General features: G+C 63.0%; 28 protein-coding genes. 9 read left to right on the forward strand and 19 right to left on the reverse strand.

The window, feature by feature from the left end; genetic code table 11:
- Nucleotides 1-117 precede the first annotated feature (117 nt).
- Nucleotides 118-504 (reverse strand): PaaI family thioesterase, encoded by a 387-nt coding sequence (locus ACIOAU_RS18965; RefSeq protein ID WP_101322553.1) that lies wholly within the window; start codon nt 502-504, stop codon nt 118-120.
- On the reverse strand, nt 501-2825 hold the full coding sequence (locus ACIOAU_RS18970) for a Tex family protein (RefSeq protein WP_101322552.1): 2325 nt from the start codon (nt 2823-2825) through the stop codon (nt 501-503). The genes ACIOAU_RS18965 and ACIOAU_RS18970 overlap by 4 nt, the downstream gene beginning before the upstream one ends.
- A 230-nt stretch (nt 2826-3055) precedes the next feature.
- Here ACIOAU_RS18970 and ompR point away from each other — a divergent pair, with 230 nt between their 5' ends.
- Together ompR and ACIOAU_RS18980 are read left to right on the forward strand one after the other, a co-directional pair.
- Nucleotides 3056-3796, forward strand: a complete 741-nt coding sequence (gene ompR / locus ACIOAU_RS18975) for a two-component system response regulator OmpR (protein WP_101322551.1) — start codon at nt 3056-3058, stop codon at nt 3794-3796.
- Nucleotides 3797-3914: 118 nt separating this feature from the next.
- Nucleotides 3915-5228 carry an ATP-binding protein gene (locus tag ACIOAU_RS18980; RefSeq protein ID WP_178080802.1) on the forward strand — a complete coding sequence of 438 codons (1314 nt, stop codon included), beginning with the start codon at nt 3915-3917 and terminating at the stop codon, nt 5226-5228.
- A 31-nt stretch (nt 5229-5259) separates the two neighbouring features.
- Here the strand turns inward: ACIOAU_RS18980 and rimK are convergent, their stop codons facing one another.
- Complete coding sequence (gene rimK / locus ACIOAU_RS18985) at nt 5260-6165, reverse strand: 30S ribosomal protein S6--L-glutamate ligase (RefSeq protein WP_101322549.1); 906 nt, start codon at nt 6163-6165, stop codon at nt 5260-5262.
- Nucleotides 6162-6611, reverse strand: coding sequence for an ATP-dependent zinc protease (locus tag ACIOAU_RS18990; RefSeq protein WP_224785582.1), 450 nt, complete (start codon nt 6609-6611; stop codon nt 6162-6164). The genes rimK and ACIOAU_RS18990 overlap by 4 nt, the downstream gene beginning before the upstream one ends.
- 142 nt (nt 6612-6753) lie before the next feature.
- Here ACIOAU_RS18990 and ACIOAU_RS18995 point away from each other — a divergent pair, with 142 nt between their 5' ends.
- From ACIOAU_RS18995 to ACIOAU_RS19005, 3 genes are all read left to right on the forward strand, one after another.
- Nucleotides 6754-7155: an RNA-binding S4 domain-containing protein gene (locus tag ACIOAU_RS18995; RefSeq protein ID WP_101322547.1), complete on the forward strand. Its 402-nt coding sequence runs from the start codon at nt 6754-6756 to the stop codon at nt 7153-7155.
- Nucleotides 7156-7256: 101 nt separating this feature from the next.
- Nucleotides 7257-8159 carry an Hsp33 family molecular chaperone HslO gene (gene hslO, locus ACIOAU_RS19000; RefSeq protein WP_101322546.1) on the forward strand — a complete coding sequence of 301 codons (903 nt, stop codon included), beginning with the start codon at nt 7257-7259 and terminating at the stop codon, nt 8157-8159.
- A gap of 179 nt (nt 8160-8338) precedes the next feature.
- A complete protein-coding gene (locus ACIOAU_RS19005) occupies nt 8339-9883 on the forward strand; it encodes a phosphoenolpyruvate carboxykinase (protein ID WP_150570512.1) in 1545 nt (514 codons plus the stop codon).
- A gap of 65 nt (nt 9884-9948) precedes the next feature.
- On the opposite strand, the gene ACIOAU_RS19010 is transcribed toward ACIOAU_RS19005, so the two are convergent.
- Together ACIOAU_RS19010 and ACIOAU_RS19015 are read right to left on the reverse strand one after the other, a co-directional pair.
- A complete protein-coding gene (locus tag ACIOAU_RS19010; protein WP_150570511.1) occupies nt 9949-10221 on the reverse strand; it encodes a type II toxin-antitoxin system RelE/ParE family toxin in 273 nt (90 codons plus the stop codon).
- Nucleotides 10221-10565 carry a hypothetical protein gene (locus ACIOAU_RS19015; protein ID WP_224785581.1) on the reverse strand — a complete coding sequence of 115 codons (345 nt, stop codon included), beginning with the start codon at nt 10563-10565 and terminating at the stop codon, nt 10221-10223. The genes ACIOAU_RS19010 and ACIOAU_RS19015 overlap by 1 nt, the downstream gene beginning before the upstream one ends.
- A 223-nt stretch (nt 10566-10788) precedes the next feature.
- On the opposite strand from ACIOAU_RS19015, the gene ACIOAU_RS19020 reads away from it, so the two are divergent.
- Nucleotides 10789-11223 carry a thioesterase family protein gene (locus tag ACIOAU_RS19020; protein WP_101322544.1) on the forward strand — a complete coding sequence of 145 codons (435 nt, stop codon included), beginning with the start codon at nt 10789-10791 and terminating at the stop codon, nt 11221-11223.
- 69 nt (nt 11224-11292) lie between these two features.
- Here the strand turns inward: ACIOAU_RS19020 and ACIOAU_RS19025 are convergent, their stop codons facing one another.
- From ACIOAU_RS19025 to fdhD, 3 genes are all read right to left on the reverse strand, one after another.
- The gene (locus ACIOAU_RS19025; RefSeq protein ID WP_101322543.1) at nt 11293-11775 is read right to left on the reverse strand and encodes a glycine zipper domain-containing protein; all 483 of its coding nucleotides are present in this window, start codon (nt 11773-11775) and stop codon (nt 11293-11295) included.
- A 222-nt stretch (nt 11776-11997) separates the two neighbouring features.
- The gene (locus ACIOAU_RS19030) at nt 11998-14337 is read right to left on the reverse strand and encodes an FdhF/YdeP family oxidoreductase (protein ID WP_401183932.1); all 2340 of its coding nucleotides are present in this window, start codon (nt 14335-14337) and stop codon (nt 11998-12000) included.
- Nucleotides 14334-15173 (reverse strand): formate dehydrogenase accessory sulfurtransferase FdhD, encoded by an 840-nt coding sequence (gene fdhD / locus ACIOAU_RS19035; protein ID WP_401183935.1) that lies wholly within the window; start codon nt 15171-15173, stop codon nt 14334-14336. The genes ACIOAU_RS19030 and fdhD overlap by 4 nt, the downstream gene beginning before the upstream one ends.
- A 173-nt stretch (nt 15174-15346) precedes the next feature.
- Between fdhD and lysM the strand changes: the two genes are divergently transcribed.
- Complete coding sequence (gene lysM / locus ACIOAU_RS19040; RefSeq protein ID WP_101322541.1) at nt 15347-15787, forward strand: peptidoglycan-binding protein LysM; 441 nt, start codon at nt 15347-15349, stop codon at nt 15785-15787.
- A gap of 165 nt (nt 15788-15952) precedes the next feature.
- Here lysM and ACIOAU_RS19045 read toward each other — a convergent pair whose 3' ends face one another.
- From ACIOAU_RS19045 to yrfG, 3 genes are all read right to left on the reverse strand, one after another.
- A complete protein-coding gene (locus tag ACIOAU_RS19045; protein WP_181089032.1) occupies nt 15953-16225 on the reverse strand; it encodes a DUF3077 domain-containing protein in 273 nt (90 codons plus the stop codon).
- Nucleotides 16222-16485, reverse strand: coding sequence for a hypothetical protein (locus tag ACIOAU_RS19050; RefSeq protein WP_401183939.1), 264 nt, complete (start codon nt 16483-16485; stop codon nt 16222-16224). Before ACIOAU_RS19050 ends, ACIOAU_RS19045 begins: the two co-directional genes overlap by 4 nt.
- Nucleotides 16486-16965: 480 nt before the next feature.
- On the reverse strand, nt 16966-17628 hold the full coding sequence (gene yrfG / locus ACIOAU_RS19055; protein WP_101322538.1) for a GMP/IMP nucleotidase: 663 nt from the start codon (nt 17626-17628) through the stop codon (nt 16966-16968).
- Between the two features lie 64 nt (nt 17629-17692).
- Between yrfG and nudE the strand changes: the two genes are divergently transcribed.
- Together nudE and cysQ are read left to right on the forward strand one after the other, a co-directional pair.
- A complete protein-coding gene (gene nudE, locus ACIOAU_RS19060; protein ID WP_150570505.1) occupies nt 17693-18259 on the forward strand; it encodes an ADP compounds hydrolase NudE in 567 nt (188 codons plus the stop codon).
- Entirely contained in the window at nt 18256-19083 is an 828-nt protein-coding gene (cysQ, locus tag ACIOAU_RS19065) for a 3'(2'),5'-bisphosphate nucleotidase CysQ (protein ID WP_150573327.1), read from the forward strand. Before nudE ends, cysQ begins: the two co-directional genes overlap by 4 nt.
- Here the strand turns inward: cysQ and ACIOAU_RS19070 are convergent.
- Genes ACIOAU_RS19070 through rfbB form a run of 7 tightly spaced genes read right to left on the reverse strand, consistent with a single transcriptional unit; the run spans nt 19072 to nt 26143 of the window.
- On the reverse strand, nt 19072-19527 hold the full coding sequence (locus ACIOAU_RS19070) for a YiiD C-terminal domain-containing protein (protein WP_401183943.1): 456 nt from the start codon (nt 19525-19527) through the stop codon (nt 19072-19074). The two genes, cysQ and ACIOAU_RS19070, sit on opposite strands and share 12 nt — an antisense overlap.
- Nucleotides 19524-20936: a sigma-54 dependent transcriptional regulator gene (locus ACIOAU_RS19075; protein WP_150573328.1), complete on the reverse strand. Its 1413-nt coding sequence runs from the start codon at nt 20934-20936 to the stop codon at nt 19524-19526. Before ACIOAU_RS19075 ends, ACIOAU_RS19070 begins: the two co-directional genes overlap by 4 nt.
- A complete protein-coding gene (locus ACIOAU_RS19080) occupies nt 20933-22747 on the reverse strand; it encodes an ATP-binding protein (RefSeq protein ID WP_101322533.1) in 1815 nt (604 codons plus the stop codon). The genes ACIOAU_RS19075 and ACIOAU_RS19080 overlap by 4 nt, the downstream gene beginning before the upstream one ends.
- 39 nt (nt 22748-22786) lie before the next feature.
- Nucleotides 22787-23647, reverse strand: coding sequence for a dTDP-4-dehydrorhamnose reductase (gene rfbD / locus ACIOAU_RS19085; RefSeq protein WP_150573257.1), 861 nt, complete (start codon nt 23645-23647; stop codon nt 22787-22789).
- 5 nt (nt 23648-23652) lie between these two features.
- Nucleotides 23653-24192, reverse strand: a complete 540-nt coding sequence (gene rfbC, locus ACIOAU_RS19090; protein ID WP_150570501.1) for a dTDP-4-dehydrorhamnose 3,5-epimerase — start codon at nt 24190-24192, stop codon at nt 23653-23655.
- Nucleotides 24189-25064, reverse strand: a complete 876-nt coding sequence (rfbA, locus tag ACIOAU_RS19095) for a glucose-1-phosphate thymidylyltransferase RfbA (RefSeq protein ID WP_101322531.1) — start codon at nt 25062-25064, stop codon at nt 24189-24191. The genes rfbC and rfbA overlap by 4 nt, the downstream gene beginning before the upstream one ends.
- Nucleotides 25061-26143 carry a dTDP-glucose 4,6-dehydratase gene (gene rfbB, locus ACIOAU_RS19100; RefSeq protein WP_101322530.1) on the reverse strand — a complete coding sequence of 361 codons (1083 nt, stop codon included), beginning with the start codon at nt 26141-26143 and terminating at the stop codon, nt 25061-25063. The genes rfbA and rfbB overlap by 4 nt, the downstream gene beginning before the upstream one ends.
- Between the last annotated feature and the right edge of the window lie 47 nt (nt 26144-26190).

Consider the following 26190-nt stretch of genomic DNA (forward strand, 5'->3'; position numbering starts at 1 on the left):
GGGGTAGAAATAACGGTCTACAAGGGTAGGGACAAAGGAACTGGCGTTGTCGCCTGGTTACGCGGTTTCGGCAGTGCCATCACACTGCCGAAAATACCGCAGATAGCGCTTTGTGAGCTAGAGAACCGCGAAGGTTCCCTGAGCTTTCGCAACCAGCTTGTCGTCTTGGACTACGTCGGCGTCGACCACCAGTGTGCGCCGGCCCGCGTGCAGCACGCGCGCGGTGCATAGCACCTCGCCGTCGCTGACGGCGCGCATGTAGTTGATCTTGCATTCGATGGTCACGCTTTGCTGGTCAAAGCCATGGCTGGCCGAGCAGGCCAGGCCCATGGCGATGTCGACCAGGCTGAAGATCGCCCCGCCGTGCAGCTTCTGGCCGCGATTACGCAGCTGTGGCGTCAGTGTCAGGGCCACCGTCGCAACACCCTCTTCAAGGCGCTGCAGGCGGCAGCCAAGCAACTGGCTGAAGGCGCTTTCGACGTATTCGCTGGGCAGGTTGGTCATTTCTTCTTCAACTGCTTGGCGTTGGCGAACAGCGAGGCCATGGCGTTGTTGGCTGGCGCGGCCGTGGCAGTTTCACGCGGGCGCGCTGGCTGCTGCGGGCGGTTGCCGCCATTGGCCCGGCCACCACCGCGGTTGCCTTCGACCTTCTCGCCCGGGGTGTCGCCCATGCGCATCGACAGGGCGATACGTTTGCGCGGGATATCCACCTCCATCACCTTGACCTTGACCACATCGCCGGCCTTGACCGCTTCACGCGGGTCCTTGATGAACTTCTCCGACAGCGACGAGATGTGCACCAGGCCATCCTGATGCACGCCGATATCGACGAAGGCACCGAAGTTGGTGACGTTGGTGACCACACCTTCGAGGATCATCCCAGGCTCAAGGTCCTTGAGCTCTTCGACGCCGTCCTGGAACGAGGCGGTCTTGAACTCCGGGCGCGGGTCACGGCCGGGCTTGTCCAGCTCTTGCAGGATGTCGGTGACGGTCGGCAGGCCGAAGGTCTCGTCGGTGAAGTTTTTCGGGTCGAGGCGCTTGAGGAAGGCGCTGTCGCCGATCAGCGAGCGGATGTCGCGGTCGGTGCCGGCGGCAATCCGCTGCACCAGCGGGTAGGCTTCCGGGTGCACGGCGGAGGCGTCCAGCGGGTTGTCGCCGTTCATCACACGGAGGAAGCCGGCGGCCTGTTCGAAGGTTTTTTCGCCGAGGCGGCTGACCTTTTTCAGTGCAGCGCGGGTGGCGAAGGGGCCATTGGCGTCGCGGTGGGCAACGATATTCTGCGCCAGGGTCGCGTTCAGCCCAGAGATGCGCGTCAGCAGCGCCACCGAGGCGGTGTTGACGTCGACGCCAACGGCGTTCACGCAGTCTTCCACTACCGCGTCCAGGCCGCGGGCAAGCTTCAACTGGGAGACATCATGCTGGTACTGGCCGACGCCGATCGATTTCGGGTCGATCTTGACCAGCTCGGCGAGCGGGTCCTGCAGGCGTCGGGCAATCGACACCGCGCCACGGATCGATACGTCCAGGTCCGGGAACTCGCGTGCTGCCAACTCCGAGGCGGAGTACACCGAAGCGCCGGCTTCGGAGACCATCACCTTGGTCATCTTCAGTGCTGGGTATTTTTTGATCAGTTCAGCGGCAAGCTTGTCGGTTTCGCGGCTGGCGGTGCCGTTGCCGATCGCGATCAGCTCCACCGAATGCTTGGCGCACAGTGCGGCCAGCACGGCGATGGTGCGGTCCCAGTCGTTGCGCGGCACGTGCGGGTAGACCGTGGCGGTGTCGAGCAGTTTGCCGGTGGCATCCACCACGGCAACCTTGCAGCCGGTACGCAGGCCCGGGTCGAGGCCCAGGGTAGCGCGTGGGCCTGCCGGGGCGGCGAGCAGCAGGTCGTGCAGGTTATGCGCGAAGACGTTGATCGCTTCGCTCTCGGCGGCTTCACGCAGCTCGCCGAACAGGTCGGTTTCAAGGTGGGTGTAGAGCTTGACTTTCCAGGTCCAGCGCACCACTTCGCCGAGCCATTTGTCGGCCGGGCGGGCGCGGTTTTCCACGCCGAAGTGCTGGCCGATCATCAGCTCGCACGGGTGCAGGGTGCCCGGCAGCTCTTCGCCGACTTTAAGCGCGGCGCTGAGTACGCCTTCGTTGCGGCCACGGAAGATTGCCAGCGCACGGTGCGACGGCGCGCTGCGCAGCAGCTCGTCATGGGCGAAGTAATCGCGGAACTTGGCGCCTTCCTCTTCCTTGCCCGGTACCAGGCGGGCACTGAGTACGGCTTCCTGCTTGAGGAAGTTGCGCAGTTTTTCCAGCAGGCCGGCGTCTTCGGCGAAGCGCTCCATGAGGATGTACTTGGCGCCTTCCAGCGCGGCCTTGACGTCAGCTACGCCCTTGTCGGCATCGACGAAGCGCGCGGCTTCGCTTTCCGGGGTCAGTTGCGGGTCGTTGAACAGGCCGTCGGCCAGCTCGCCGAGGCCGGCTTCGAGGGCGATCTGGCCCTTCGTGCGGCGCTTTTGCTTGTATGGCAGGTACAGGTCTTCGAGGCGGGTCTTGGTGTCGGCCAGCTTGATCTCGCGTGCCAGCTCCGGGGTCAGCTTGCCTTGCTCGTCGATGCTGGCAAGGATGCTCGCGCGACGGTCATCCAGCTCGCGCAGGTAGCGCAGGCGCTCATCCAGGTGGCGCAGCTGGGTGTCGTCGAGGCTGCCGGTGACTTCCTTGCGGTAACGGGCGATGAAGGGCACCGTCGAGCCTTCGTCCAACAGGGCCACGGCCGCCTCGACCTGTTGCGGGCGAACGCCGAGTTCTGCGGCAATACGGCTGTTGATGCTGTCCATGAAAACCACCTGACAATATGTGAATACTGGAGGCCGCAGGTGGGCATTCGTGCCCGGCGGCGCTGGGTGAAAGGCGCGCATTATACCCATCGCGTCGGGCTTGCGGTGATAGCGCCGCGCCATCGGCGGCCGCGTGGAAGTGGCGCCCGGGGAAAAATCTGCTAACAATGCACACGGCACGCGCTGCAATGGCTACGCCATAATGCGCAGCGATCTCAGAGGAGTTATTGATGACCAGCACGCCTAACACAGTTGAAGGTGACAAGATTCTCATCGTCGACGACGATCCGGGGCTCAGCAGCCTGCTGGAGCGTTTTTTCACCAGCAAGGGCTACCGCACCCGGGCAGTACCCAATGTCGAACAGATGGACCGGCTGCTGGCCCGTGAGGTGTTCAACCTGGTTGTACTCGACCTGATGCTGCCTGGCGAAGATGGCTTGTCTGCCTGCCGCCGCCTGCGCGCAGCGAACAACCAGATCCCGATCATCATGCTTACCGCCAAGGGCGACGAGTTGAGCCGAATCAAGGGCCTGGAACTGGGCGCCGACGATTACCTGGCCAAGCCGTTCAACCCCGACGAGCTGATGGCGCGGGTCAAGGCCGTGCTGCGCCGCCAGTCGGCGCCGGTGCCTGGTGCGCCTGGCAGCGAAGACGAGACCGTGACCTTCGGTGACTACGAGCTGTCGCTGGCCACCCGCGAGCTCAAGCGTGGCAATGAAGTGCACATGCTCACCACCGGCGAATTCGCCGTGCTCAAGGCGCTGGTGATGCACGCCCGCGAGCCGCTCACCCGCGACAAGCTGATGAACCTCGCCCGTGGCCGCGAGTGGGATGCGCTGGAGCGCTCCATCGATGTGCAGATATCGCGCTTGCGCCGCATGATCGAACCGGACCCGTCCAAGCCGCGCTATATCCAGACGGTCTGGGGCGTGGGCTACGTGTTCGTGCCGGACGGAAACTCCGGCAAATGAGTCTGCAGGCTTGCCACTACGCTGCAGGGCGACCCGAACGGGCCGCCCTGTTTGCGTCTGTGGCCAGCCGGCAATCTGGCGGGCTCTGCTCGCGCCTGTTCTGCAGTAGATGTCCTCGATGAAAACCCCTGTTTGGTTCCCGCAAAGCTTCTTCGCCCGCACCCTGTGGCTGGTGCTTATCGTCGTGCTGTTCTCCAAGGCGCTGACCCTGGTCTACCTGCTGATGAACGAAGACGTGCTGGTCGACCGTCAGTACAGCCATGGCGTGGCCCTGACCTTGCGCGCCTATTGGGCAGCCGATGAAGAAAACCGCGAGAAGATCGCCGAAGCGGCCGGCCTGATCCGGGTAACCGGGGCCGGCGTGCCGGAAGGCGAACAGCACTGGCCGTACAGCGAAATTTATCAGCGGCAGATGCAGGCCGAGCTGGGCGAGGACACCGAAGTGCGCCTGCGCGTGCATGCGCCGCCGGCGCTGTGGGTCAATGCGCCGAGCCTGGGCCCAGGCTGGCTGAAGGTGCCGCTGTACCCGCACCCGTTGCGCGGGCAAAAAATCTGGAACGTACTCGGCTGGTTCCTGGCCATTGGTTTGCTGTCGACAGCGTCGGCGTGGATCTTCGTCCGTCAGCTCAACCAGCCGCTCAAGCGCCTGGTGTTTGCCGCCCGTCAGCTTGGCCAGGGGCGCAGTGTGCGCTTGCCGGTCAGCGACACGCCAAGCGAGATGGCCGAGGTGTACCGCTCGTTCAACCAGATGGCTGAAGACGTCGAACAGGCCGGGCGCGAGCGTGAGCTGATGCTGGCGGGGGTTTCGCATGACCTGCGCACGCCGCTGACGCGCCTGCGCCTGTCGCTGTCACTGATGGACAACGACAACGACCTGACCGACGACATGGTCCGCGACATCGAAGACATGGACGCGATTCTCGATCAGTTTCTGGCGTTTATCCGTGATGGCCGTGACGAGCCGTTGGAAGAAATCGACTTCTCCGACCTGGTGCGTGAGGTGGTTGCGCCGTACAACCAGCCGGAAGAGCGCGTGCGCTTGTGCCTGGAGCCTATTCCGCCGTTCCCGCTGCGCCGTGTTTCGCTCAAGCGTATGCTCGGCAACCTGATCGGCAATGCCTTGCACCATGCGGGGCAGGGCGTTGAAGTAGCAGCTTATGTATCGGGCGACGATAGCGCGCCGTATGTGGTGTTGAGCGTGCTCGACCGCGGCGCGGGGATCGACGAGTCGGAGCTGGAAACCATCTTCAACCCGTTCATCCGGGGCGACCGTGCGCGCGGTGGCAAGGGTACGGGGCTGGGCCTGGCCATCGTCAAACGGATTGCGGCGCAGCATGGTGGCAATGTCGAGTTGCGTAATCGCTCTGGCGGCGGCATTGAAGCGCGGGTGCGTTTGCCGTTGGGCTTGCTGCTACCGCGCAACGCAGTGTGATTGCCGGGGCCGCTCAGCGGCCCCGACAATGTCAGCCCTTACCCTTGGTGCGGGTCTGATTCGGCCCGCCGTTCTTCTCCAGGTGCTCGATGATCATCCCGGCAACGTCCTTGCTGGTGGTGACCTCGATGCCTTCCAGGCCTGGCGATGAGTTGACCTCCATCACCAGTGGGCCGTGGTTGGAGCGCAGGATGTCGACGCCGGCCACGCTCAAACCCATGACCTTCGCCGCGCGAATGGCGGTGATGCGCTCTTCCGGGGTGATCTTGATCAGGCTGGCAACGCCGCCACGATGCAGGTTGGAACGGAATTCACCCGGCTTGGCCTGACGCTTCATCGAGGCAATTACCTTGTCGCCAACCACGAAGCAGCGGATATCGGCGCCGCCGGCTTCCTTGATGTATTCCTGGACCATGATGTTCTGCTTCAGGCCCATGAACGCCTCGATCACCGATTCGGCGGCCTGGGTGGTTTCGCACAGCACCACGCCAATGCCCTGGGTGCCTTCCAGTACTTTGATTACCAGGGGCGCGCCGTTGACCATCTGGATCAGGTCGGGGATATCGTCCGGCGAGTGGGCAAAGCCGGTAATCGGCAAGCCGATACCGCGCCGCGACAGCAGTTGCAACGAGCGCAGCTTGTCCCGCGAGCGGGCGATTGCCACCGATTCGTTGAGCGGATTCACGCCCATCATCTCGAACTGGCGCAGCACTGCGCAGCCATAGAAGGTAACGGACGCGCCGATCCGCGGGATCACCGCATCAAAGCCCTCCAGCGGCCGCCCACGGTAGTGGATCTGCGGCTTGTGGCTGGCGATGTTCATGTAGGCACGCAGGGTATCGATCACAACCATCTCGTGGCCACGCTGGGTACCGGCTTCAACCAGGCGGCGGGTGGAATACAGACGCGGGTTCCGCGACAGCACAGCGATCTTCATGCAGCACCTGTGACAGGGAGAGGGTTGACCGGAAAGGCCGGTTTTTCCTGAACGTATTTCGAGCTTGGGTCCACCACCAGTTGGCCGTGGATCAATGCCTTGGAACCGAGCAGCAAGCGGTAGCGCATGGCCTTGCGACAGGCCAGGGTGAATTCGACCTCCCAGACCCGGTCTCCCAGCGCCAGCGGCGTGCGGATCACATAGCGGACTTGGGCATGGCCGTTGGAGCTCTTGATGCTTTTCATGGTCACCAGTGGGGCTTCACAGCGGCGATGGCGCAGCTGCACCACGGAGCCGAGGTGTGCAGTAAATCGGACCCACTGCTCACCGTCGCGTTCAAACGGCTCGACATCGGTGGCGTGCAGGCTCGAGGTGCTGGCGCCGGTGTCGATCTTGGCGCGCAGGCCGGCCAGCCCGAGCTCGGGCAGCGCCACCCACTCGCGCAGGCCGATCACACTCAGATGGTCAAATGTCTTCACTAATCACACCCTGGGGATAAGGTGGTGAACTTTAAGCACCGCGCAGAATTTTTGCATCCGTCAGTGACGGTAGTACAGTTCGGTTAAAGACAGAATTCGAGGTAAAGAGATGGCACAAAAGTCGGAAGAAGACGACAAGGTACGCCTGGACAAATGGCTGTGGGCCGCGCGGTTCTACAAGACCCGCGCCCTGGCCAAGGCGGCCATCGAAAGCGGCAAGGTGCACTGCCGCGGCGAGCGCTGCAAGCCCGGCAAGGAGCCACGGGTGGGCGACGAGTTCGTCCTGCGTACCGGCTTTGACGAGCGCACCATCGTCGTCAAGGCGCTGTCGGTGGTACGCCGTGGCGCGCCTGAGGCGCAGCTGCTGTATGGCGAAACCGAAGAGAGCATCCGCCGCCGCGAGCAGGCCGCGCAGCAACGCAAGGATGGCGCCCTGGGGATGACGACCGATGGTCGGCCCAACAAGAAACAGCGCCGGCAGATCCACCAGCTGCACGGCAGCTTCGACTGATCTGTGCTGTTGTAAGAGGATGAGACAGGGAGCGCCTCATGCGTGGGCCGTACCAGGCCTGTTAATATGTGGACATTATTTTTCCAGATAGCCAGAACCTTATGAGCGACCTCCCTGCTACCGATTTCACTCAACGTTTCCTGTTCGACGACCGCGACGTGCGTGGCGAGATGGTCGGGCTGGAGCGCAGTTATGCCGAAGTGCTGGCCAAGCACCCCTACCCGCAGCCGGTCGCGCTCCTGCTCGGTGAGTTGATGGCCGCCGCCGCGCTACTGGTGGGCACCCTCAAGTTCGACGGCCTGTTGATCCTGCAGGCGCGCTCTGAAGGCCCAGTGCCGTTGCTGATGATCGAATGCTCCAGCGAGCATGACATCCGTGGCCTGGCCCGTTATGAGGCGGACCAGATTGCCGCCGATGCAACCCTCACCGACCTGATGCCAGACGGCGTGCTGGCCTTGACCGTCGACCCGATCAACGGTCAGCGCTACCAGGGCATGGTCGACCTGCACGGCAAGGACCTGTCGGAGTGCTTCACCAACTACTTCGTCATGTCGCAGCAGATCAACACTACCATCACCCTGGCTGCCGACGGCTCGCGTGCCCGTGGCTTGCTGGTGCAGCAGTTGCCTGCCGACCGTCAGAAAGACAGCGATGAGCGCGATGAAAGCTGGAACCACGTCAAGGCTTTGGCGAACACTGTCAAAGCCGAGGAATTACTGGGCCTGGACAACGAAACCATGCTCCATCGCCTGTACCACGAAGAGGCTGTGCGCCTGTTCGACCTGCAGCCGTTGCAGTTCCGCTGCAGCTGCTCCCGGGAACGTTCAGGCAATGCCTTGGTCAGTCTCGGTCAGGAAGACGCTCAGCAGCTGGTAGTCGAGCATGGTGGCCAAATCGAGGTCGATTGCCAGTTCTGCAATCAGCGTTATCTGTTTGATGCGACCGACGTTACGCAATTGTTTGCTGGCGGCGGCACAAGCGGCGCAGCAGAAACACGTCACTGAAACGTTTAATTGCAGTGGATTCTCCTGTCGTTCTGCGATAAACCGCAGTTCTGACAGGAGGGGTCTACTTTTTTTGGGCTTTTCTGGCATAATCCGGCCACTTTTTTCGCTGTAGTCGTTTTTTTCGGACCACTACAAAACGTTTGGAGCACTCGGCCTCGGGCCGGATGGGGTATCTCATGACGCAAGCCAACAACACCGTGTACACCGACCTGAGCGTCGATGAGCTGGTAAAAGAAGCGCTGTCCCGCGGTGAAGGCGAGCTGGCCGATACTGGCGCGCTGGTCGTGAAAACCGGTCACCGCACCGGCCGTTCGCCAGCTGACCGTTTCATCGTCGACGAACCCAGCACCACCGAGGCAATTGCCTGGGGCCCGATCAACCGCAAGTTCCCGGCCGACAAGTTCGATGCCTTGTGGGCTCGCGTTGAAGCGTTCAACAACGCCCAGGACCATTTTGTGTCCTACGTTCATGTAGGTGCTGCCGCCGAGCACTACCTGCCAGTGCGCATGACCACCCAGACTGCCTGGCAGAACCTGTTCGGTCGTTGCCTGTTCATCAACCCGGAGCAGTACAACCCGGCCGGTCGTGATGAGTGGCAAGTGCTCAACGTTGCCAACTTCGAATGCTCGCCTGAGCGCGATGGCACCAACTCCGACGGTTGCGTGATCATCAACTTCGCCCAGAAGAAGGTGCTGATCGCGGGCATGCGTTACGCCGGCGAAATGAAGAAAGCCATGTTCTCGGTGCAGAACTTCCTGCTGCCGGCCGCTGACGTACTGCCTATGCACTGCGCAGCCAACATCGGCGAAGAAGGCGATGTAACCCTGTTCTTCGGCCTGTCCGGCACTGGCAAGACCACTCTGTCGGCCGATGAAAGCCGTTACCTGATCGGTGACGACGAACACGGCTGGGGCGAAGGCGTTGTCTTCAACATCGAAGGCGGCTGCTACGCCAAGTGCATCGACCTGTCCGAGAAGAACGAACCGGTCATCTGGAAAGCCATCAAGCACGGTGCAGTTCTGGAAAACGTGGTCATCGACGACGCCTCCAAGCACGCCGACTACGCCGATGTCAGCCTGACCCAGAACAGCCGCGCGGCCTATCCGCTGGAGCACGTTGCCAAGCGTTCCGAGAAGAACCTGGGCGGCGAGCCAAATGCCGTTATCTTCCTGACCTGCGACCTGACCGGCGTGCTGCCGCCAGTGTCGATCCTGAACAACGAGCAAGCGGCCTACCACTTCCTGTCGGGTTACACCGCGCTGGTCGGTTCGACTGAGATGGGTTCGGGCGGCGGCATCAAGTCGACCTTCTCCACCTGCTTCGGCGCGCCGTTCTTCCCGCGTCCTGCTGGCGAATACGCTGAGCTGCTGATCAAGCGCATCAACGGCTTCGGCTCCAAGGTCTACCTGGTCAACACCGGCTGGACCGGCGGCGGCTACGGCGTTGGCAAGCGCTTCAGCATCCCGACCACCCGTGCTGTGATCGCTGCGATCCAGAGCGGCGCGCTGGTGGGTGCCGAAACCGAACACCTGGACATCATCAACCTCGACGTGCCGAAAGCCGTTGAAGGTGTTGATACCAACCTGCTCAACCCACGCACCAACTGGGAAGACAAGGCTGCCTACGACGAGGCTGCCAAAGGTCTGGCCAAGCTGTTCATCGAGAACTTCAAGAAGTTTGAAGTTTCCGACGCAATCAAGGCTGCCGGGCCGAAGCTGTAAGCTTTAACCGGTACGCTGGATAGAAGCCGCCCTTAGGGGCGGCTTTTTTTTGACTGTGGTTTCGTTCAGGGCCACTGCTGCCGTGCATGCAGGATGCGAATAATCTTGAGTTTTTCACCTGCGCAGCGGTAGACCATCACGTAATTGGGGCGAACCACGACCTCTCTGGTGCCGGGATAACGCCCCTGCTTGTATAGATTGGGTTGCTGAGCCGCTTGCCTTGCTTTGTCTCTGAATTCAGTATCCAGCGTGATGGCCGCGCCAGGGTTGCTTTCGGCAATGATATTCATGATTCGCAAGCGGTCTTCCAGAGCCATATTCAACCAAACCAGACGCATCAGTGCGGTTTGGCCCTGAGCGCGGCCCGGCGGGCGGCGAAGGCGCTCTCGGCGTCTTCGTCATCCGTCGCCGGCGTTGTATCACTCAGGCTGGCCTCAACCTGTTCAAAAAACCAAGTCTCGTAGGCGGCTGCATCATGCACCCTCTTCAGCGCTTCAGCTCGATCAGGCCGTTGATAAGTGCTCAATTGGCGAGGATCGTAATTGGAACTGTCGATCTCGAAGTGATCAATGCCCAGTTCATGTAGATAAACGACCAAGGTCTCCAGCTTCTTGAATAGCCTGACACTGCCGCTGCGTTGGGCGGTAAGCAGATGCTCGCTTTCATCGACATTGATCTGCACGGCCCAGCCACCCGGCTGGCCTACTACATGTGTCGCATGGACGCGGCCGGTCTCTGCTATCCGCCGAAGCTCGGCATGATTGAGTTGTAGTGTAGGCACGGGGGTATGTCTCGGTTTCATAGGAGCGACCATGCTATGCGATCTACAATTGATTGCGACTATATGACTTCCCAAGCCTTTGTGGGAAGCTTCGCCTTCATGTAACCAACCCGCGTGGCAAACCATGACCGAATCCCCCCTGCGCTCCGACTTCAACCACTTCCACCCAATCCTCACCCGTCCGCAAGACAACGACGTCAACGGCCACATCGCTGGCGCTACTGTGCATGGCTTTTTTGAAACCGCGATCCAGGCATTTCTGGTAGAGCAGGCCGAGCTCGACCTGCGCGACGGCGCGCTGGCGGGCCTGGTGATCAGCTCGGCAGCCGACTTCTACGCCTTGCCGGCGTTTCCGGATGTGCTCGAGGTGGGCCTGGGCGTGACGCGGCTGGCTGGCAGTACCGTTGAGTACCGTTTGGCGCTGTTCCGCCCAGGCGAGACCCAGGCGTGTGCGGCGGGCAGCCTGGTGCAGGTGTTCATCGAGCGCAGCTCAGGCCAGCCTGCCGTGCTGCCTGAGGCCATGCAGGCGACCCTTGCAGGCCTGCGGCCCAACCTTTAAAGGGCGCAAATGCAAAGGCCCCACCGGGAGGGGCGGGGCCTTTTGATGCCTGGGCCAAGCCCTTGGCTGTCAGTGACGCCAATGGCGTTTCGGCTTGTGCTTGCGATGGCCATAGTGGTGGCCGCGGTCGTAGTGACGACGGTCATCGTAGCCGCGACGGTAACGACGGTCGTCGCGCTCGTCTTCATCGGCCTTGTTGCCCATGTAGTTACCCAGCGCGCCACCTGCGCCGCCGCCTGCGGCTGCACCGATGTAGCTGCCGTTGGTGCCGCCTACGCTGCGGCCAATCACGTTACCGCCGGCTGCGCCCAGGGCACCACCGATTGCGGCTTCACCGCGTTGACGTTTATCGGCACCGACCGCACTGCCGGCAGCGCCGCCCAGGCCTGCGCCAATCGCACCGCCGGTGCTGCCGCCAAGCTGCTGGCCGACCACTGAGCCGAGTACCCCACCCAGTGCGCCGCCAATACCTGCTTCAGTCGTGCCGCCTGCCATGGCAACGCCGCTGAGCAAGCCAAAAGACAACAACAGAATCGAGGAGTACTTCTTCATCAAGAGAGCCTCAGAGGGATGACGAGGGCGAATTTGAGGCTCGGCGAGCACTCTGGCAATTGAAATCCGACGAGTAACACGAGTTGTACACAATTCTCTAAGTTACTGTTTTCAATATGAAACTTAATCGTTTTTTGCCTGTCATACGCTACTTGAGACAAAGCCCTGACCATTGCGGACAGGGCTTTTTTTGGTCTCCAGAAAGCCGATGAGGCTATGCCGTCAGAGGATTCGACCGGTGTCGCTGGCATGTTCCAGCTTGATCGCGATGAACTTGGAAGTCGGCGTGTGGCTGCCGTCGCCAATGCTCTCCAGCGGCACCAGCGGGTTCACCTCTGGATAGTAGGCCGCCGCCTGCCCAGCCGGAATATCGTAGGCCAGCAGAGTGAAGCCACGTACCCGGCGCTCGATGCCATCGTCCCACAGCGACACGATATCGGCCTTCTGCCCAGGCGCGAAGCCCAGACGAATGATGTCGGCTTCGTTGACGAACAGCACGTCGCGCTGCGCCTTGACCCCGCGGTAACGGTCATCCAGGCCATAGATGGTGGTGTTGTACTGATCGTGCGAGCGCATCGATTGCATGATCAGGTCCGGCAACTGGCCGCTGGCGCGTACGCGCTCATCGAGCAGCGAGTCGGGCAGCAGGTTGGCCTTGAAGTTGGCGCGCCCGTTCGCGGTTTGCCACTTGCGGCTGCCAGCGCTGTTGCCCAGGTAGAAACCGCCCGGGTGTTTCAGGCGCTGATTGAAGTCGGCAAAACCGGGGATGGTGTCGGCGATCAGCTGGCGAATGCGGTCGTAGTCAGCCACCAGCCAGTGCCAGTCGACCGGGCGCTTGCCCAGCGTTGCGGCGGCAATACCGGCAATCACTGCAGGCTCGGAACGCATCTGTTTCGACAGCGGCTTGAGCTGGCCATTGGAGGCGTGGACCATGCTGAACGAGTCTTCCACCGTGACCGCCTGCGGGCCATCGGCCTGCATGTCGATATCGGTACGGCCCAGGCACGGCAGGATCAACGCCTGCTTGCCATGCATCAGATGGCTGCGGTTGAGCTTGGTACTGATCTGCACGGTCAGGTCGCAGTTGCGCAGCGCCTGAGCGGTGCGCGCGGTGTCTGGCGTGGCTTGGGCGAAGTTGCCACCCAGGCCGATGAATACCTTGGAACGGCCATCGAGCATGGCGTGGATCGCCTCGACGGTGTTGTGGCCGTTGGCGCGCGGCACCGGGAAGGCGAAGCGTTGTTGCAGGGCATTGAGCAGCGCTGCTGGCGGCCGCTCGTTGATGCCCATGGTGCGGTCGCCCTGCACGTTACTGTGGCCGCGCACCGGGCACAGGCCGGCACCGGGCTGGCCGATGTTGCCGCGCAGCAGCATCACGTTGACCATTTCCTGAATGGTCGGCACCGAGTGGCGATGCTGGGTGATGCCCATCGCCCAGCACATGATCACGCGTTTGCCCTTGCAGTACATGCGCGCAGCCTGTTCGATCTCGGCCAGCTCCAGGCCCGACTGGGCCTGCAGCTGATCCCACGGGGTGGCATCGACCACCGCCAGGTACTCATTGATGCCGTGGCCGTGCTCGGCAATGAACACATGATCGAAGATCGCCGGCTCGCCCTTGGCCTGGGCCTCGCGCTCCCACTGCAGAAGGAACTTGGCCATACCGCGCAGCAGGGCCATGTCGCCGCCCAAGGCCGGGCGGAAATACGCCGAGTTGGTTGGGCGGTCGCTGTTGGTGAGCATCTCCAGCGCATTCTGCGGGTGCTGGAATCGCTCCAGGCCACGCTCCTTGAGCGGGTTGACGCAGACCACCTGTGCGCCGCGTTTGACCGCATCGCGCAGCGGGTCGAGCATGCGTGGGTGGTTGGTGCCGGGGTTCTGGCCCCAGACGAAGATCGCATCGGCGTGCTCGAAATCATCGAAGGTCACCGTGCCCTTGCCGACCCCGACGCTCTGGCCCAGGGCCACGCCGCTGGCTTCGTGGCACATGTTCGAGCAGTCCGGGAAGTTGTTGGTGCCGAACGCGCGGACAAACAGCTGATACAGGTAGGCCGCTTCGTTGCTGGCCCGGCCCGAGGTGTAGAACTCGGCCTGGTCCGGGCTGGTGAGGCCGTTCAGGTGCTGGGCGATCAGGGCGAAGGCGCTGTCCCAGTCGATCGGTTGGTAACGGTCGCTGGCCGGGTTGTACAGCATCGGCTCGGTCAGGCGGCCCTGGTACTCGAGCCAGTAGTCGCTTTGCTCAAGCAGCGAGGTCACGCTGTGGCGAGCGAAGAAGGCCGCATCGACACGGCGCTTGGTGGCTTCCCAGTTGACTGCCTTGGCGCCGTTCTCGCAGAACTTGACCATGCCGCTTTCAGGCGAGTCGCCCCAGGCACAGCCCGGGCAGTCGAAACCGCCGTTCTGGTTGGTCTTGAGCAGGGCGCGGATGTTCTTCAGTGCGTTGTCGCTGCCGACCCAGGCCTTGGCCACACTGCGCAGCGCACCCCAGCCGCCGGCGGCGCCGTTGTAGGGCTTGTAGCGAGGTGGGGTTTGTTCTTGCGGAAGCTTCTGATGGGAGGTCACGGCGATTTCGACTCCGCCACGGGGCTGAACACCCGTGGTGCACTGTGTTTGGGCAAATGAATAAGGTTGAGCTGATGCTTGCGCGCCCATTGCAGGGCAAGGCCGGTGGGCGCCGACAAACTGACCAGGGTCTGGATGCCTGCGCGCAGCACCTTCTGGATCAGTTCCAGGCTGCAGCGGCTGGTGACGATGGCCAGGCCGCCCTGGGTGTCGATCTGCTCGCGCAGCAAGGCGCCGATCAACTTGTCCAGCGCGTTGTGCCGGCCGATGTCTTCACGGCCCAGCAACAGCTCACCTTGGCTATTCATGAACAACGCCGCATGGACTGCACCGCAGTGCTGGCCCAGCGGTTGAAACTGATCGATGCGCCGGCGCAGGTCGTGCAGCCACTCGACCGGCGGCAGCGGCGCGCCGGGCAGGCTGGCCAGTTCTGGCAGCGCTTGCTCCAACGCTTCGACACCGCACAGGCCGCAGCCACTGGTACCGGCCAACTGGCGGCGCTGGTTTTTCAGGTTCCAGAACGCCCGGCTGGCAATCTCCAGGTCGGCATACAGCGCCGAGCCACTGCCAGAAAGCTTTATGTCGTAGATTTCATCGGTGCTTTCGACGATGCCGCTGCCGACACTGAAACCGACGGCAAAATCTTCCAGATCGGTCGGGCTGACCAGCATCACGGCCTGGCTCAAGCCGTTGTAGGCGATCGCCAGCGCGACTTCTTCGGCAAGCGGCGTGCTGGCACGCTCGGCATCGCTGAGTTGGACGTAGTCGTAGGTGTTGCTGGCGGCAGGCAGGGACAGTGCAGTGGACGCCGCGCAGACCGGAGGTTTGCTGTTCATCGGGCGCAGTACCGTCTGGCTCATTAGTGCACAAGCCTAGGCTTGTGCGTCGGCGACGTCTAATCGCAAGGTTCTATGCCGTGATAGAGCGCGTCGATTGGTCGCACCCGGGCGGTTTGGGCAAACCTGTCCTAGACTTGCCGTTCCGAGGATTTATCAACATGGAGCGCGCAATGAGCCTATTCAGTTTCGTGAAGGAAGCCGGCGAGAAGTTGATCGACCTGCTCACGCCTGGCAATGCCAAGGCCGAAGAGCAGATCAAGGAGCACGTGAGCAAGGTGGGGCTGGGTAACCCCAATATCACCGCTACGGTTGATGGGGACAAGATTACCCTCACGGGCGACGTGGCCAGCCAGGAGGAGAAGGAAAAGATCATTCTCGCGGCGGGAAACATCGAAGGTGTGGCCAGCGTTGACGACCAGATTACCGTGACCGGTCCGGTGGTTAAGGCGGCTGTTTTCGTCACTGTCGTGAAGGGTGACACGCTGAGCGCGATCTCCAAGCGGGTTTATGGTGACGCGAACAAGTACAACAAGATTTTTGAGGCTAACAAGCCGATGTTGTCGCATCCGGACAAGATTTATGTGGGGCAGGTTTTGCGGATTCCTGAGTAAGGAATTCAGGTCCGCGTATTGGGGCTGCTTTGCAGCCCTTTCGCGACACAAGGCCGCTCCTACAGTGACCGCGTCGTGTCGACCTGCGCGGTCCCCTGTAGGAGCGGCCTTGTGTCGCGAAAGGGGCGCAGAGCGCCCCCAAAATCCCGAATATCACACCCTCTATCAGTGCATCCTGTTCCGCGCTATCTCGATGTCATCCATGATCGCCTTGGCAAACGCACTCAGATAATCCGCTGCCCCCAACAGCTTGTGATCATTCTCCATGTCGCCCTCGCGGACCAGGTGCTTGATATAGCCAAGCAACACCGACACCTGCTCATAGGCATGTTCAAACGGCACCCCCGGCATTACCCGGAAAATATGACAGGGCTTGTCGCCTGCCTCGAAAAACGTTTCGACGCCAACGGTAACGTCTGTGCGTGGGTGGTCGCTCATGCCATTGCCTCCTGACGTGCCTGTAGCCGATGGAATACGTGCTCGACCAACCCGCGTGCGGTATCGGTACAGTGGCCGGCATTGATCAGCAAGTGGGTACCTGGCTCACCGGTATGGGTGCGGCAGTGTTGCTCCAGGGTTGCTGAAACTCCGCGCAATAGTTCGCTGGCGTGGGCGAGGGCGTCGGGTGGGTACAGGTCGGGTTGGATGGAGGCGTAGAAGACGCTGGCGGTGGGTGGGTCGGGGACGATTTTTTTCATGGCAAAACTCCTCAATTCCATTGACGGAGGCTGCCGCTCGACTTTCTCAGGGATCGAGGGTGGCAGCCGTGCGCGGGGTGAGAAACCGAGGGAATCAAGGAAAACTCGGCCGGACCGAAGTCCGCCCGCGCACGGCCGCCATAACGGCTTGCCGCGTGATTCATTCAACGGGTTCTCACACCCGGTCACCGGAAAACGGCAACCCAAGGACGTTATCCCTGAGCCATTTCCCCGACAACAGCGAAGGTTCGGCAAGGCGCGTAGGATAGTTCCGAAGCGACGTCGATTTGAAGCATTTGGTTGCAGTTTGGGAAATGTCTTACGGCTTTGGATCGGTGGATTGGGGCCGCTTTGCGGCCCTTTCGCGACACAAGGCCGCTCCTACAGTGACCGCGTAGTGTCGACCTGCGCGGTCCCCTGTAGGAGCGGCCTTGTGTCGCGAAAGGGGCGCAGAGCGCCCCCGGCAATCTCGCGCCTTGCTCACAACCCCGCCAACAACTCCCGATAATCATCAACCGCCGCAAACTCCTGGGTATCCCGCGGCGCTGCCTTGCTGTCCGGCTGCCGCACCGCGAGCAAATGCCCGACCCCATACCGCTGCGCACTGCGCAAAATCGCCAGGGTGTCATCAATGAACAAGCTGCGCGCCGGATCGAAACCGATGTCGGCCTGCAAGGCATCCCAGAACAGCGGGCTTTCCTTGGGATAGCCGTAATCATGCGAGCTGATCAAACGCTCGAAATACCCCGCCAGCTCCACCCGCTCCAACTTCAACGACAACGAATCACGATGGGCATTGGTGATCATCACTACACGCTTGCCCGCTTTGCGAATCGCCGCCAAAAACGTATCGGCATCCGGGCGCAGGGCAATCAGGTCGGCGATCTCTTGCTTCAGCTCGCGGATCGGCAGGTTCAGCTCCTGGCTCCAGAAGTCCAGGCAGTACCAGTTCAGCGTGCCGGCGTTACGCTCGAACAGCGGCTGCAGCTCGAGCTCGGCCATCGCCCGGCTGATACCGTGCAGCTCGGCGTAGCGCTGGGGCAGGTGTTGCAGCCAGAACTGGTTGTCGTAGTGCAGGTCGAGCAGGGTGCCGTCCATGTCGAGCAGAACGGTGTCGATGGCAGACCAGGGAAGAACAGGCATGGGAAACTCTCGATCAGTCGGCTAGCCACGGTATAGTAACCCGTTCACGCCAAGGAGCTGCCCCATGCGCCAGAAACCCACCGTCCTCAGCCGCGAAATCGTCGCCAATAGCCGTTTGTTCCGGGTCGAATCCGTCGAGCTGCGCTTTTCCAACGGTGTCGAGCGGACCTACGAACGGTTGGTCGGGCGCGGCAATGGCTATGGCGCGGTGATGATCGTGGCGATGCTCGACGCCGAGCATGCAGTGCTGGTCGAGGAATACTGCGGCGGCACCGACGAATACGAGCTGTCGCTGCCCAAGGGCCTGATCGAGCCGGGCGAGGATGTGCTGGCGGCGGCCAACCGCGAGCTCAAGGAAGAAGCCGGTTTTGGCGCACGCCAGCTGGAACATTTGACCGAGCTGTCGCTGTCGCCGGGCTACATGAGCCAGAAGATCCAGGTGGTGCTGGCGACCGACCTCTTTGAGGAACGCCTCGAAGGCGACGAGCCGGAGCCGATGGGTGTCGACAAGGTAAACCTGCGCGAGCTGTCGGCCCTGGCGATGCACCCGCAGTTCAGCGAAGGCCGCGCACTGGCGGCGCTGTACCTGGTACGGGACATGCTCACCCAGCGCGGGTTGCTCAGCGTATGAACGATCAACAACTGATGCACGAAGTGGTCAAGCTGGCGCTGGCTGCCGGCGAAGCGATCCTGCCGCACTGGCGCGCTGATGTGGCGGTAATGTCCAAGGCGGATGATTCGCCGGTCACCGCTGCCGATCTGGCAGCCCATCACGTCATCGCTGCAGGCTTGCAGGCGCTGGCGCCGCAGATCCCGGTGCTGTCGGAAGAAGACTGCGACATTGCCCTCGCCGAACGCGCCGGCTGGAGCCGCTGGTGGCTGGTCGATCCGCTGGACGGGACCAAGGAATTCATTGCCGGCAGCGAAGAGTTCACTGTCAACATCGCCCTGATCGAGCAGGGCGAAGTGGTGTTTGGCGTGGTCAGCATGCCGACCAACAACCGCTGCTACTTCGGTGGCCGCGAGCTGGGCGCCTGGCGCGCCGATCAGGACGCGCCAGCTGCGCCAATCCGGGTGCGCACTGCGCCGCCTGCTGACGCCCAATTCACGGTGGTCGCCAGCCGCCGTCACTCCAGCCCCCAGCAGGAAGCGCTGCTGGCTGGCTTGAGCGGTGCAGTGGGTGAGCTGGACTTGGTCAGCGTCGGCAGCTCGCTGAAGTTCTGCCTGCTGGCAGAGGGTGAAGCCGATTGTTATCCGCGCCTGGCACCGACCTCACAGTGGGACACCGCTGCTGCACAGGGCGTGCTCGAAGGCGCTGGAGGTGAGGTGATCGGCCTGGACGGCCAGCCGTTCCGGTACCCGGCGCGGGAGTCGCTGCTCAACCCGTTCTTCCTGGCCTTGCCCAGCGCCGCCCCGTGGCGCCAGGCACTGATCAAGCTCGCTTCAGCGATGTAGCACGTACTGCCCGCTGAACGTGACGGCGGGCTCAGTACTGCCACTGTTGCTGACCACCGTGTCCAGCGTCAGGCGCGCTCGCCCTCGGCGCTGGTACATCGTCACGAAGCGCTCCCAGGCTTTGTCTTGCGGCGGCTGGCACCGGGCAACCGCGGCGCCGGTGACCGGCAGCGGATAGCTGATCCGGCCTTCCTGAATGACGATATGGCCGTCATCGATGCCCGCCTCGCGCAAGCGCAGGTGCAGCCAGCCCCAGCCCACCAGCACCGCCGCGCAGTACAGGCTGCCGCCAAACATGGTGCTCTTGTGGTTGACGTTGGCCTCCAGCGGCAGCTGCAGTTGCAGGCACTGGTCTTGCCAGCTGAGCACTTGCAGGCCCATCTCGCGGGTCAACGGGATGTCGCTGTGCAGTACTTCTTCCAGATATTGGCGGTCGTCGCTCATGGGCGCGAGTCCTCGTGATCGTCAGCGCCGCCGGCATGATCAGCAAAGCTCAGACCGTGCTTGCGCAACTTGTCGTGCAGGGTTTTGCGCGGCACGCCCAGCGCTTCGGCGAGGCTGCGCATGGAGCTGTGTGGCTGGGTCAGTTCGGCGGCAATCAATGAGCGCTCGAACTGCTCGACCTGATCGCTGAGGTTGCCGCTGAGCAGCGGCGCGGCGCTGGCCGTGGCGGGCGGCTGCTGGCCGTCGAGGGCCAGTTCCAGGCCGAGGGCAAAGCGTTCCGCGGCGTTTTGCAGCTCGCGGACGTTACCCGGCCAGTCATGGCGCAGCAGCAGTGCCCGTTGCGCCGGTTGCAGGCTGTGCGGGGCGAGGCCGTGGCGCTGGCTGGCGGCATCGGCGAAGTGCTGGAACAACACCAGGATATCGTCGCCGCGCTCGCGTAGTGCAGGGATGCGCAGCGGTGCGACGTTCAGCCGGTAATACAGGTCAGCGCGGAACCGGCCCTGGTCAGCAGCCTGGCGCAGGTCTTCCTTGGTGGCGGCGATCACGCGGATATCCAGCGGGATCAGCTGATTGCCGCCCAGGCGTTCGACCACCCGTTCCTGCAGCATGCGCAGCAGTTTCACCTGCACATCCAGGCTCATGCTCTCGATCTCGTCGAGGAACAGCGTGCCGCCATTGGCGAATTCGAACTTGCCGATGCGGCGCTTCTGCGCGCCGGTGAACGCGCCGGGCTCGTGGCCGAACAGCTCGCTCTCGACCACTGACTCTGCCAGGGCGCCGGCGTTGATTGCCACAAACGGGCCATCGCGGCGGCTCGACAGATCATGCAGGGCGCGGGCGACGACCTCTTTGCCGGCACCGGTCTCACCGAGAATCAGCACATCGGCGCGGGTGCCGGCGAGGGCGCCGATCTGGTCGCGCAGGCGCTGCATCGACGGCGACTGGCCCACCAGGCGGGTCGACAGTTGCTGGCGATCACTCAAGGCCAGACGCAGGCTGCGGTTGTCCAGCACCAACCGGCGCAGAGCCAGGGCGCGGCGCACGCTGTCGAGCAGGGCGTCGCTGGCGAAGGGTTTTTCAAGGAAGTCGTAAGCCCCGGCGCGCATCGCCTGCACCGCCAGCGGCACGTCGCCGTGGCCGGTGATCAGCAGCACCGGCAGCTCCTGATCGCGGCCACGCAGGTGCTCGAGCAGTTGCAGGCCGTCGATCCCGGGCATGCGGATATCACTGACGACGACGCCCGGCCAGTCTGGCTCGATGCGCTCGGCCAGGCCCTGGGCATCGGCCAGGGTGACTACCTTGAGCCCGGCCAGGTCGAGGGTCTGGCCCAGGGCCTGACGCAGGTGCGGATCATCGTCGACCAGGATCACCTGGGTACGGCTGTCGATCAGTGTCGTCTCGGGCGTCATGCCGAGGGGTCCTCCGAAGTGGGCAGGGTCGCGCCGGGCTTGGCCACGCGCATGCGCAAGGTCAGCAGGGCGCCACCTTCAGGGTGGTTGCCGAGCAGCAGTTCACCGTCCAGCGCGAGCATCAGGCTCTCGCAGATCGCCAGACCCAGGCCGAGGCCTTGGGTGCGGGTCTTGGTGGTGAAGAACGGCTCCTTGGCGCGCTCCAGCGCCTGGCGGGTAAAGCCTGGGCCGTTGTCGCGAATGTACAGATAGACGTGCTCGTCGCGCCGTTCGGCACTCAGCCACAGCTTGCGCGGGTTGGCTTTTTCGGTGAGCGCATCGAGGGCGTTGGCGAGCAGGTTGCCGAGCACCTGGCGCAGGCGCGTTTCGCCGGCCTGAACCCACAGCGGCGCGTCCGGCAGGTCGCGAACCAGCTCCACCGCCATCGCCCGGCGACGCTTGGCCAGCAGGGCCAGGGCGTCGTCCAGCGCCGGTTGCAGGGCGACGCTTTCCGGCGCATGGCGATCACGCCGGGCAAAGGCGCGCAGGTGGGCGATGATCGAGGCCATGCGCCCGGTCAGCTCGCCGATCAGCTTGAGGTTGCCGCGGGCGTCTTCGGTACGTTCATGGTCGAGCAGCACTTCGGCGTTTTCGGCGTAGCTGCGGATCGCCGCCAGCGGCTGGTTGAGCTCGTGGCTGATGCTTGCCGACATGGTGCCGAGCACCGACAGCTTGCCGGCCTGGACCAACTCGTCCTGAGCGCGGACCAGTTCCTGCTGGGCGCTCTCGCGTTCGAGCACGGCGCTTTTCAGCAGGGTATTAAGGCCTTCGAGGTCGGCGGTCCGCGCCACCACGCGGTTTTCCAGGTCTTGCCGGCCGCGGGCTTCGAGGTCGATGCGGTCGATATAGTGGCGCCGGCGCTGCATCACCAAACCGGTCAGCAGGATCAACACCAGCAGTGCGCCGGCGCCAATTGCCATGACCGTCTGCACCGAGCGGTCGATGAGGATGTGCGGGGCGAGGATGCTCACCTGCCAGCCGGTTTCCTTGATGTCGCGGGTCTGGATCAGCCAGGCCTCGGGGTTGAGGTTGAGCGGCTGCGGTGCCTGGGTCGGGTAGGGCTGGATGGCGAGCATCGCCGAGCGCTCCGCCGGAGTCAGCGGGCGGGTGGCACGGAAGCGCCAGTCCGGGCGCGAGGTCAGCACCACTACGCCGTTCTGATCGGTCAGCAGCAGTTGCTCGGGGGTATTGCCCCAGAGAGTTTCGGTGTGGTCGAGGTCGACCTTGACCACCAGCACGCCGATCACCCGCTCGCCATCGCGCACCGCAGCCGCGAAGAAGTAGCCGCGCTTGGCTGAGGTCGTGCCTTGGCCAAAGAAGCGCCCCAGGCGGCCTTCCATGGCTTCGATGAAATACGGCCTGAAGGCGAAGTTACGACCGACGAAACTGTCGCGTTTATCCCAGTTGGAGCCGGCCAGGGTGTTGCCGCTGACGTCCATCAGGTACATCACCTCGGCGCCGGTCTGGCGGGTGATGTCCTTGAGCAGGCGGTTGGCGTTGGTGATTGCTTCGATCTTGAACGGATCGGCCAACGCCTGGCGTAGCGCCGGCAGCTCGCCGAGGATCTGCGGCAAGGTTTCGTAGCGGTGCAGGGTGCCGAGCAGGTTGGCCACGTACAGGTCGAGGGTCTGGCGATTCTGCGAGGCGAGCTGGTCCTGGTAATAGCGTTCGGCCAGGTGATGCAGCGGCCACAGCAGCGGCGCCAGGCACACTGCCAGAAGGGCCAGGCTGCGCCAGCGGGGGCGTCGCGGGGAGGTCGGGGTGTGCATCATGTGCCAACTGCGCCAGAAAGAGTCTGGCGCAATTATGCGCTAGTTCAGGCAGTCGTTGAGCGCGTCCCGCCAATGCGCCTGGCTGACGTGCCACTGTTGCGCCAGAAGCGAGCAGTCCAGCCGCGAATTGGCTGGGCGCTGCGCAGGGGTTGGGTACTCACTGGAGCTGATCGGGATCAGCTCGGCGCAAGGCAGGCCGCGCGCCTTGAGCTGCGCGGCGATCGCCTCGGCAAAGCCGAACCACGAGGTTTCACCTTGGGCGCTCAGGTGGTAAGTGCCCCAGGCCCCCGCATCGCCGGCCTGCCAGCGCTCGAACAAGGCCAGGGTGCTGGCGGCAATGGTGCCGGCCCAGGTGGGCGCGCCGATCTGGTCGGCGACCACCCGCAGTTGCGGTTTCTCCTGCAACAGGCGTTGCATGGTCAGGAGGAAGTTGCGCCCGTGCTGCGAGTAGACCCAGCTGGTGCGCAGGATCAGGTGCTGGCCGCCAACGGCGGTGATCGCCTGTTCACCGGCCAGCTTGCTGCTGCCGTACACGCCCAAAGGGTTGGGCGCGTCGTGCTCGGTGTAGGGCGTGGCTTTGCTGCCGTCGAAGACGTAATCGGTGGAGTAGTGGATCAACGGCACACCGAGCTGGGCGGCTTCTTCAGCCAGCACCTGCGGGGCTTGGGCATTGATCGCGAAAGCCAGCTCCGGCTCGCTTTCGGCCTGGTCGACGGCAGTGTGGGCAGCGGCGTTGATGATCAAGTCCGGAGCCAGCTCGCGCAGCGGCGTGCGCAGCTGTTCGGGACGGGCCAGATCGAGCCGATCGCGGCCCAGGGCGTGCACGTCAGCTCGGCCTTTGAATTGTGCCTGTAGGGCCTGCGCGACCTGACCGTTGTGGCCGCAGATGAGAATCTTCAGTGGCTTCATGGGAACAGCTCACGAAAGCTCAGCCCTTGCTGGTCTTTGGCCGACAGCAACGGCGCTTCGACCAGCCCCCAGTCGATTGCCAGGTCCGGGTCGTCCCAGCGGATGCAGCGCTCGGCAGTCGGGTTGAAGTAGTCGGTGGTCTTGTAGAGGAAGTCGGCCGACTCGCTCAGCACCAAAAAGCCGTGGGCCAGGCCCGGTGGAATCCAGAACTGGCGATGGCTTTCGGCACTCAACCGGGTGGCCACCCAGCGGCCAAAGGTCGGCGAATCAACGCGCACGTCTACCGCAACGTCGAGCACTTCGCCCTGGACCACGCGCACCAGTTTGCCTTGTGGGTTTTCCACTTGATAGTGCAAGCCGCGCAGCACGTTTTTTTGCGAGCGCGAGTGGTTGTCCTGAACGAAGTTGATGCTGACCCCGGTCTGCTCCTTGAAGGCGCGCTCATTGAAGCTTTCGAAGAAAAAGCCACGGCTGTCGCCAAACAGCTTTGGCTCGATGATCAATACATCAGGGATGTCGGTAGCGATGACGTTCATGGGTACTCTTCAGCCAGTTTGCGCAGGTACTGGCCGTAGCCGGTTTTCTTCAAGCCTTCAGCCTTGGCCAGCAGTTGCTCACGGCAGATCCAGCCCTTCTGGAAGGCGATTTCTTCCAGGCAGGCGACCTTCAGGCCTTGGCGGTTTTCGATGGTCTGCACATATTGCGACGCTTCCAGCAGGCTCTCGTGGGTGCCGGTGTCGAGCCAGGCGAAACCACGGCCAAAGCGCTCGACGCGCAGGTCGCCGCGTTGCAGGTAGGCATTGGTGATGTCGGTGATTTCCAGCTCGCCGCGTGCCGAGGGGCGCACGGCCTTGGCGATCTCGACCACATCGTTGTCGTAGAAATACAGGCCGGTGACGGCGTAGTTGGACTTGGCCACAGCGGGTTTTTCTTCGATCGACAGGGCGCGGCCCTGCTCGTCGAACTCGACCACGCCAAAGCGCTCCGGATCTTTCACCAGGTAGCCGAACACCGTTGCTCCGGACGGCTGGCTGACTGCGCGCAGCAGCTGCTCGCTGAAGCCTTGGCCGTGGAAGATGTTGTCGCCGAGGATCAGGCACACCGGGTCTTTGCCGATGAATTCTTCGCCGATAATGAACGCCTGGGCGAGGCCATCCGGCGAAGGTTGCTCGGCATAGCTCAGGTGGATGCCGAACTGGCTGCCGTCGCCGAACAGCTGGCGATACTGCGGCAAGTCCTGCGGGGTGGAAATCAGCAGGATGTCGCGGATGCCGGCGAGCATCAGCACCGAGATCGGGTAGTAGATCATCGGTTTGTCGTAGATCGGCAGCAGCTGCTTGGACACGCCGAGGGTGATCGGGTGTAGACGGGTGCCGGAGCCGCCCGCCAGGACAATGCCTTTGGTCATGAGATCAGATCCTTGAATTGGGTGTTGCCCAGCCGCTCGCCCTGGTAACTGCCATCCTGGACGTTACGGCACCACTCGCGGTTGTCGAGGTACCACTGCACGGTCTTGCGCAGGCCGCTGGCGAAGGTCTCGGCCGGCACCCAGCCGAGTTCGCGCTCGATCTTGCTGGCGTCTATGGCATAGCGCAGGTCGTGGCCTGGGCGGTCCTGGACAAAGGTGATCAAGTCGGCGTACTGGCTGACCCCGGCCGGATGCTGGGGTGCCAGCTCATCTAGCAGGGCGCAGATGGCGCGGACCACGTCGAGGTTGGTCTGCTCGTTGTGGCCACCGATGTTGTAGGTCTCGCCGACCTGACCCTGGCTGACCACGGTGAGCAAGGCGCGGGCATGATCCTCGACAAACAGCCAGTCGCGCACTTGCTGGCCGTTGCCATATACCGGCAGCGGCTTGCCGGCGAGGGCGTTGAGGATCACCAGTGGAATCAGTTTTTCCGGGAAGTGATACGGGCCGTAGTTGTTCGAGCAGTTGGTCAGCAGCACCGGCAGGCCATAGGTACGCTGCCAGGCGCGGACCAGGTGGTCGGACGCCGCCTTGCTGGCCGAATAGGGCGAGCTGGGCGCGTAGGGGGTGGTTTCGCTGAACAGGTCATCGACACCGTGCAGGTCGCCGTAGACCTCGTCGGTAGAGATGTGATGAAAGCGAAACGCTTCGCGCCGCGCCGCCGGCAGCTTGCTCCACCAGGCGCGGGTGGCCTCGAGCAGGGCGTAGGTGCCAACGATGTTGGTCTGGATAAACGCTGCCGGGCCGTCAATCGAACGGTCCACGTGCGATTCGGCCGCCAGGTGCATGATCGCGTCTGGCTGGAACCGCTCGAGCACGGCGCTGACCAGCGGCTGGTCGGCGATATCGGCCTGGACGAACTCGTAACGGGTGTTGCTGGCGATCGGCTGCAACGACTCAAGGTTGCCGGCGTAGGTCAGCTTGTCGAGGTTGAGCACATCGTGTTCGGTGTGGGTGATCAGGTGGCGGATCAGCGCCGAGCCGATAAAGCCGGCACCGCCGGTGACGAGTATGCGCATCAGTCTGCCTCTGTAAAACCGGTTGACGTCGGATGGAGCGTAGCTTG

Source organism: Pseudomonas sp. NPDC088322, from assembly GCF_044740745.1.
GTDB classification, from domain to species: domain Bacteria; phylum Pseudomonadota; class Gammaproteobacteria; order Pseudomonadales; family Pseudomonadaceae; genus Aquipseudomonas; species Aquipseudomonas shirazensis.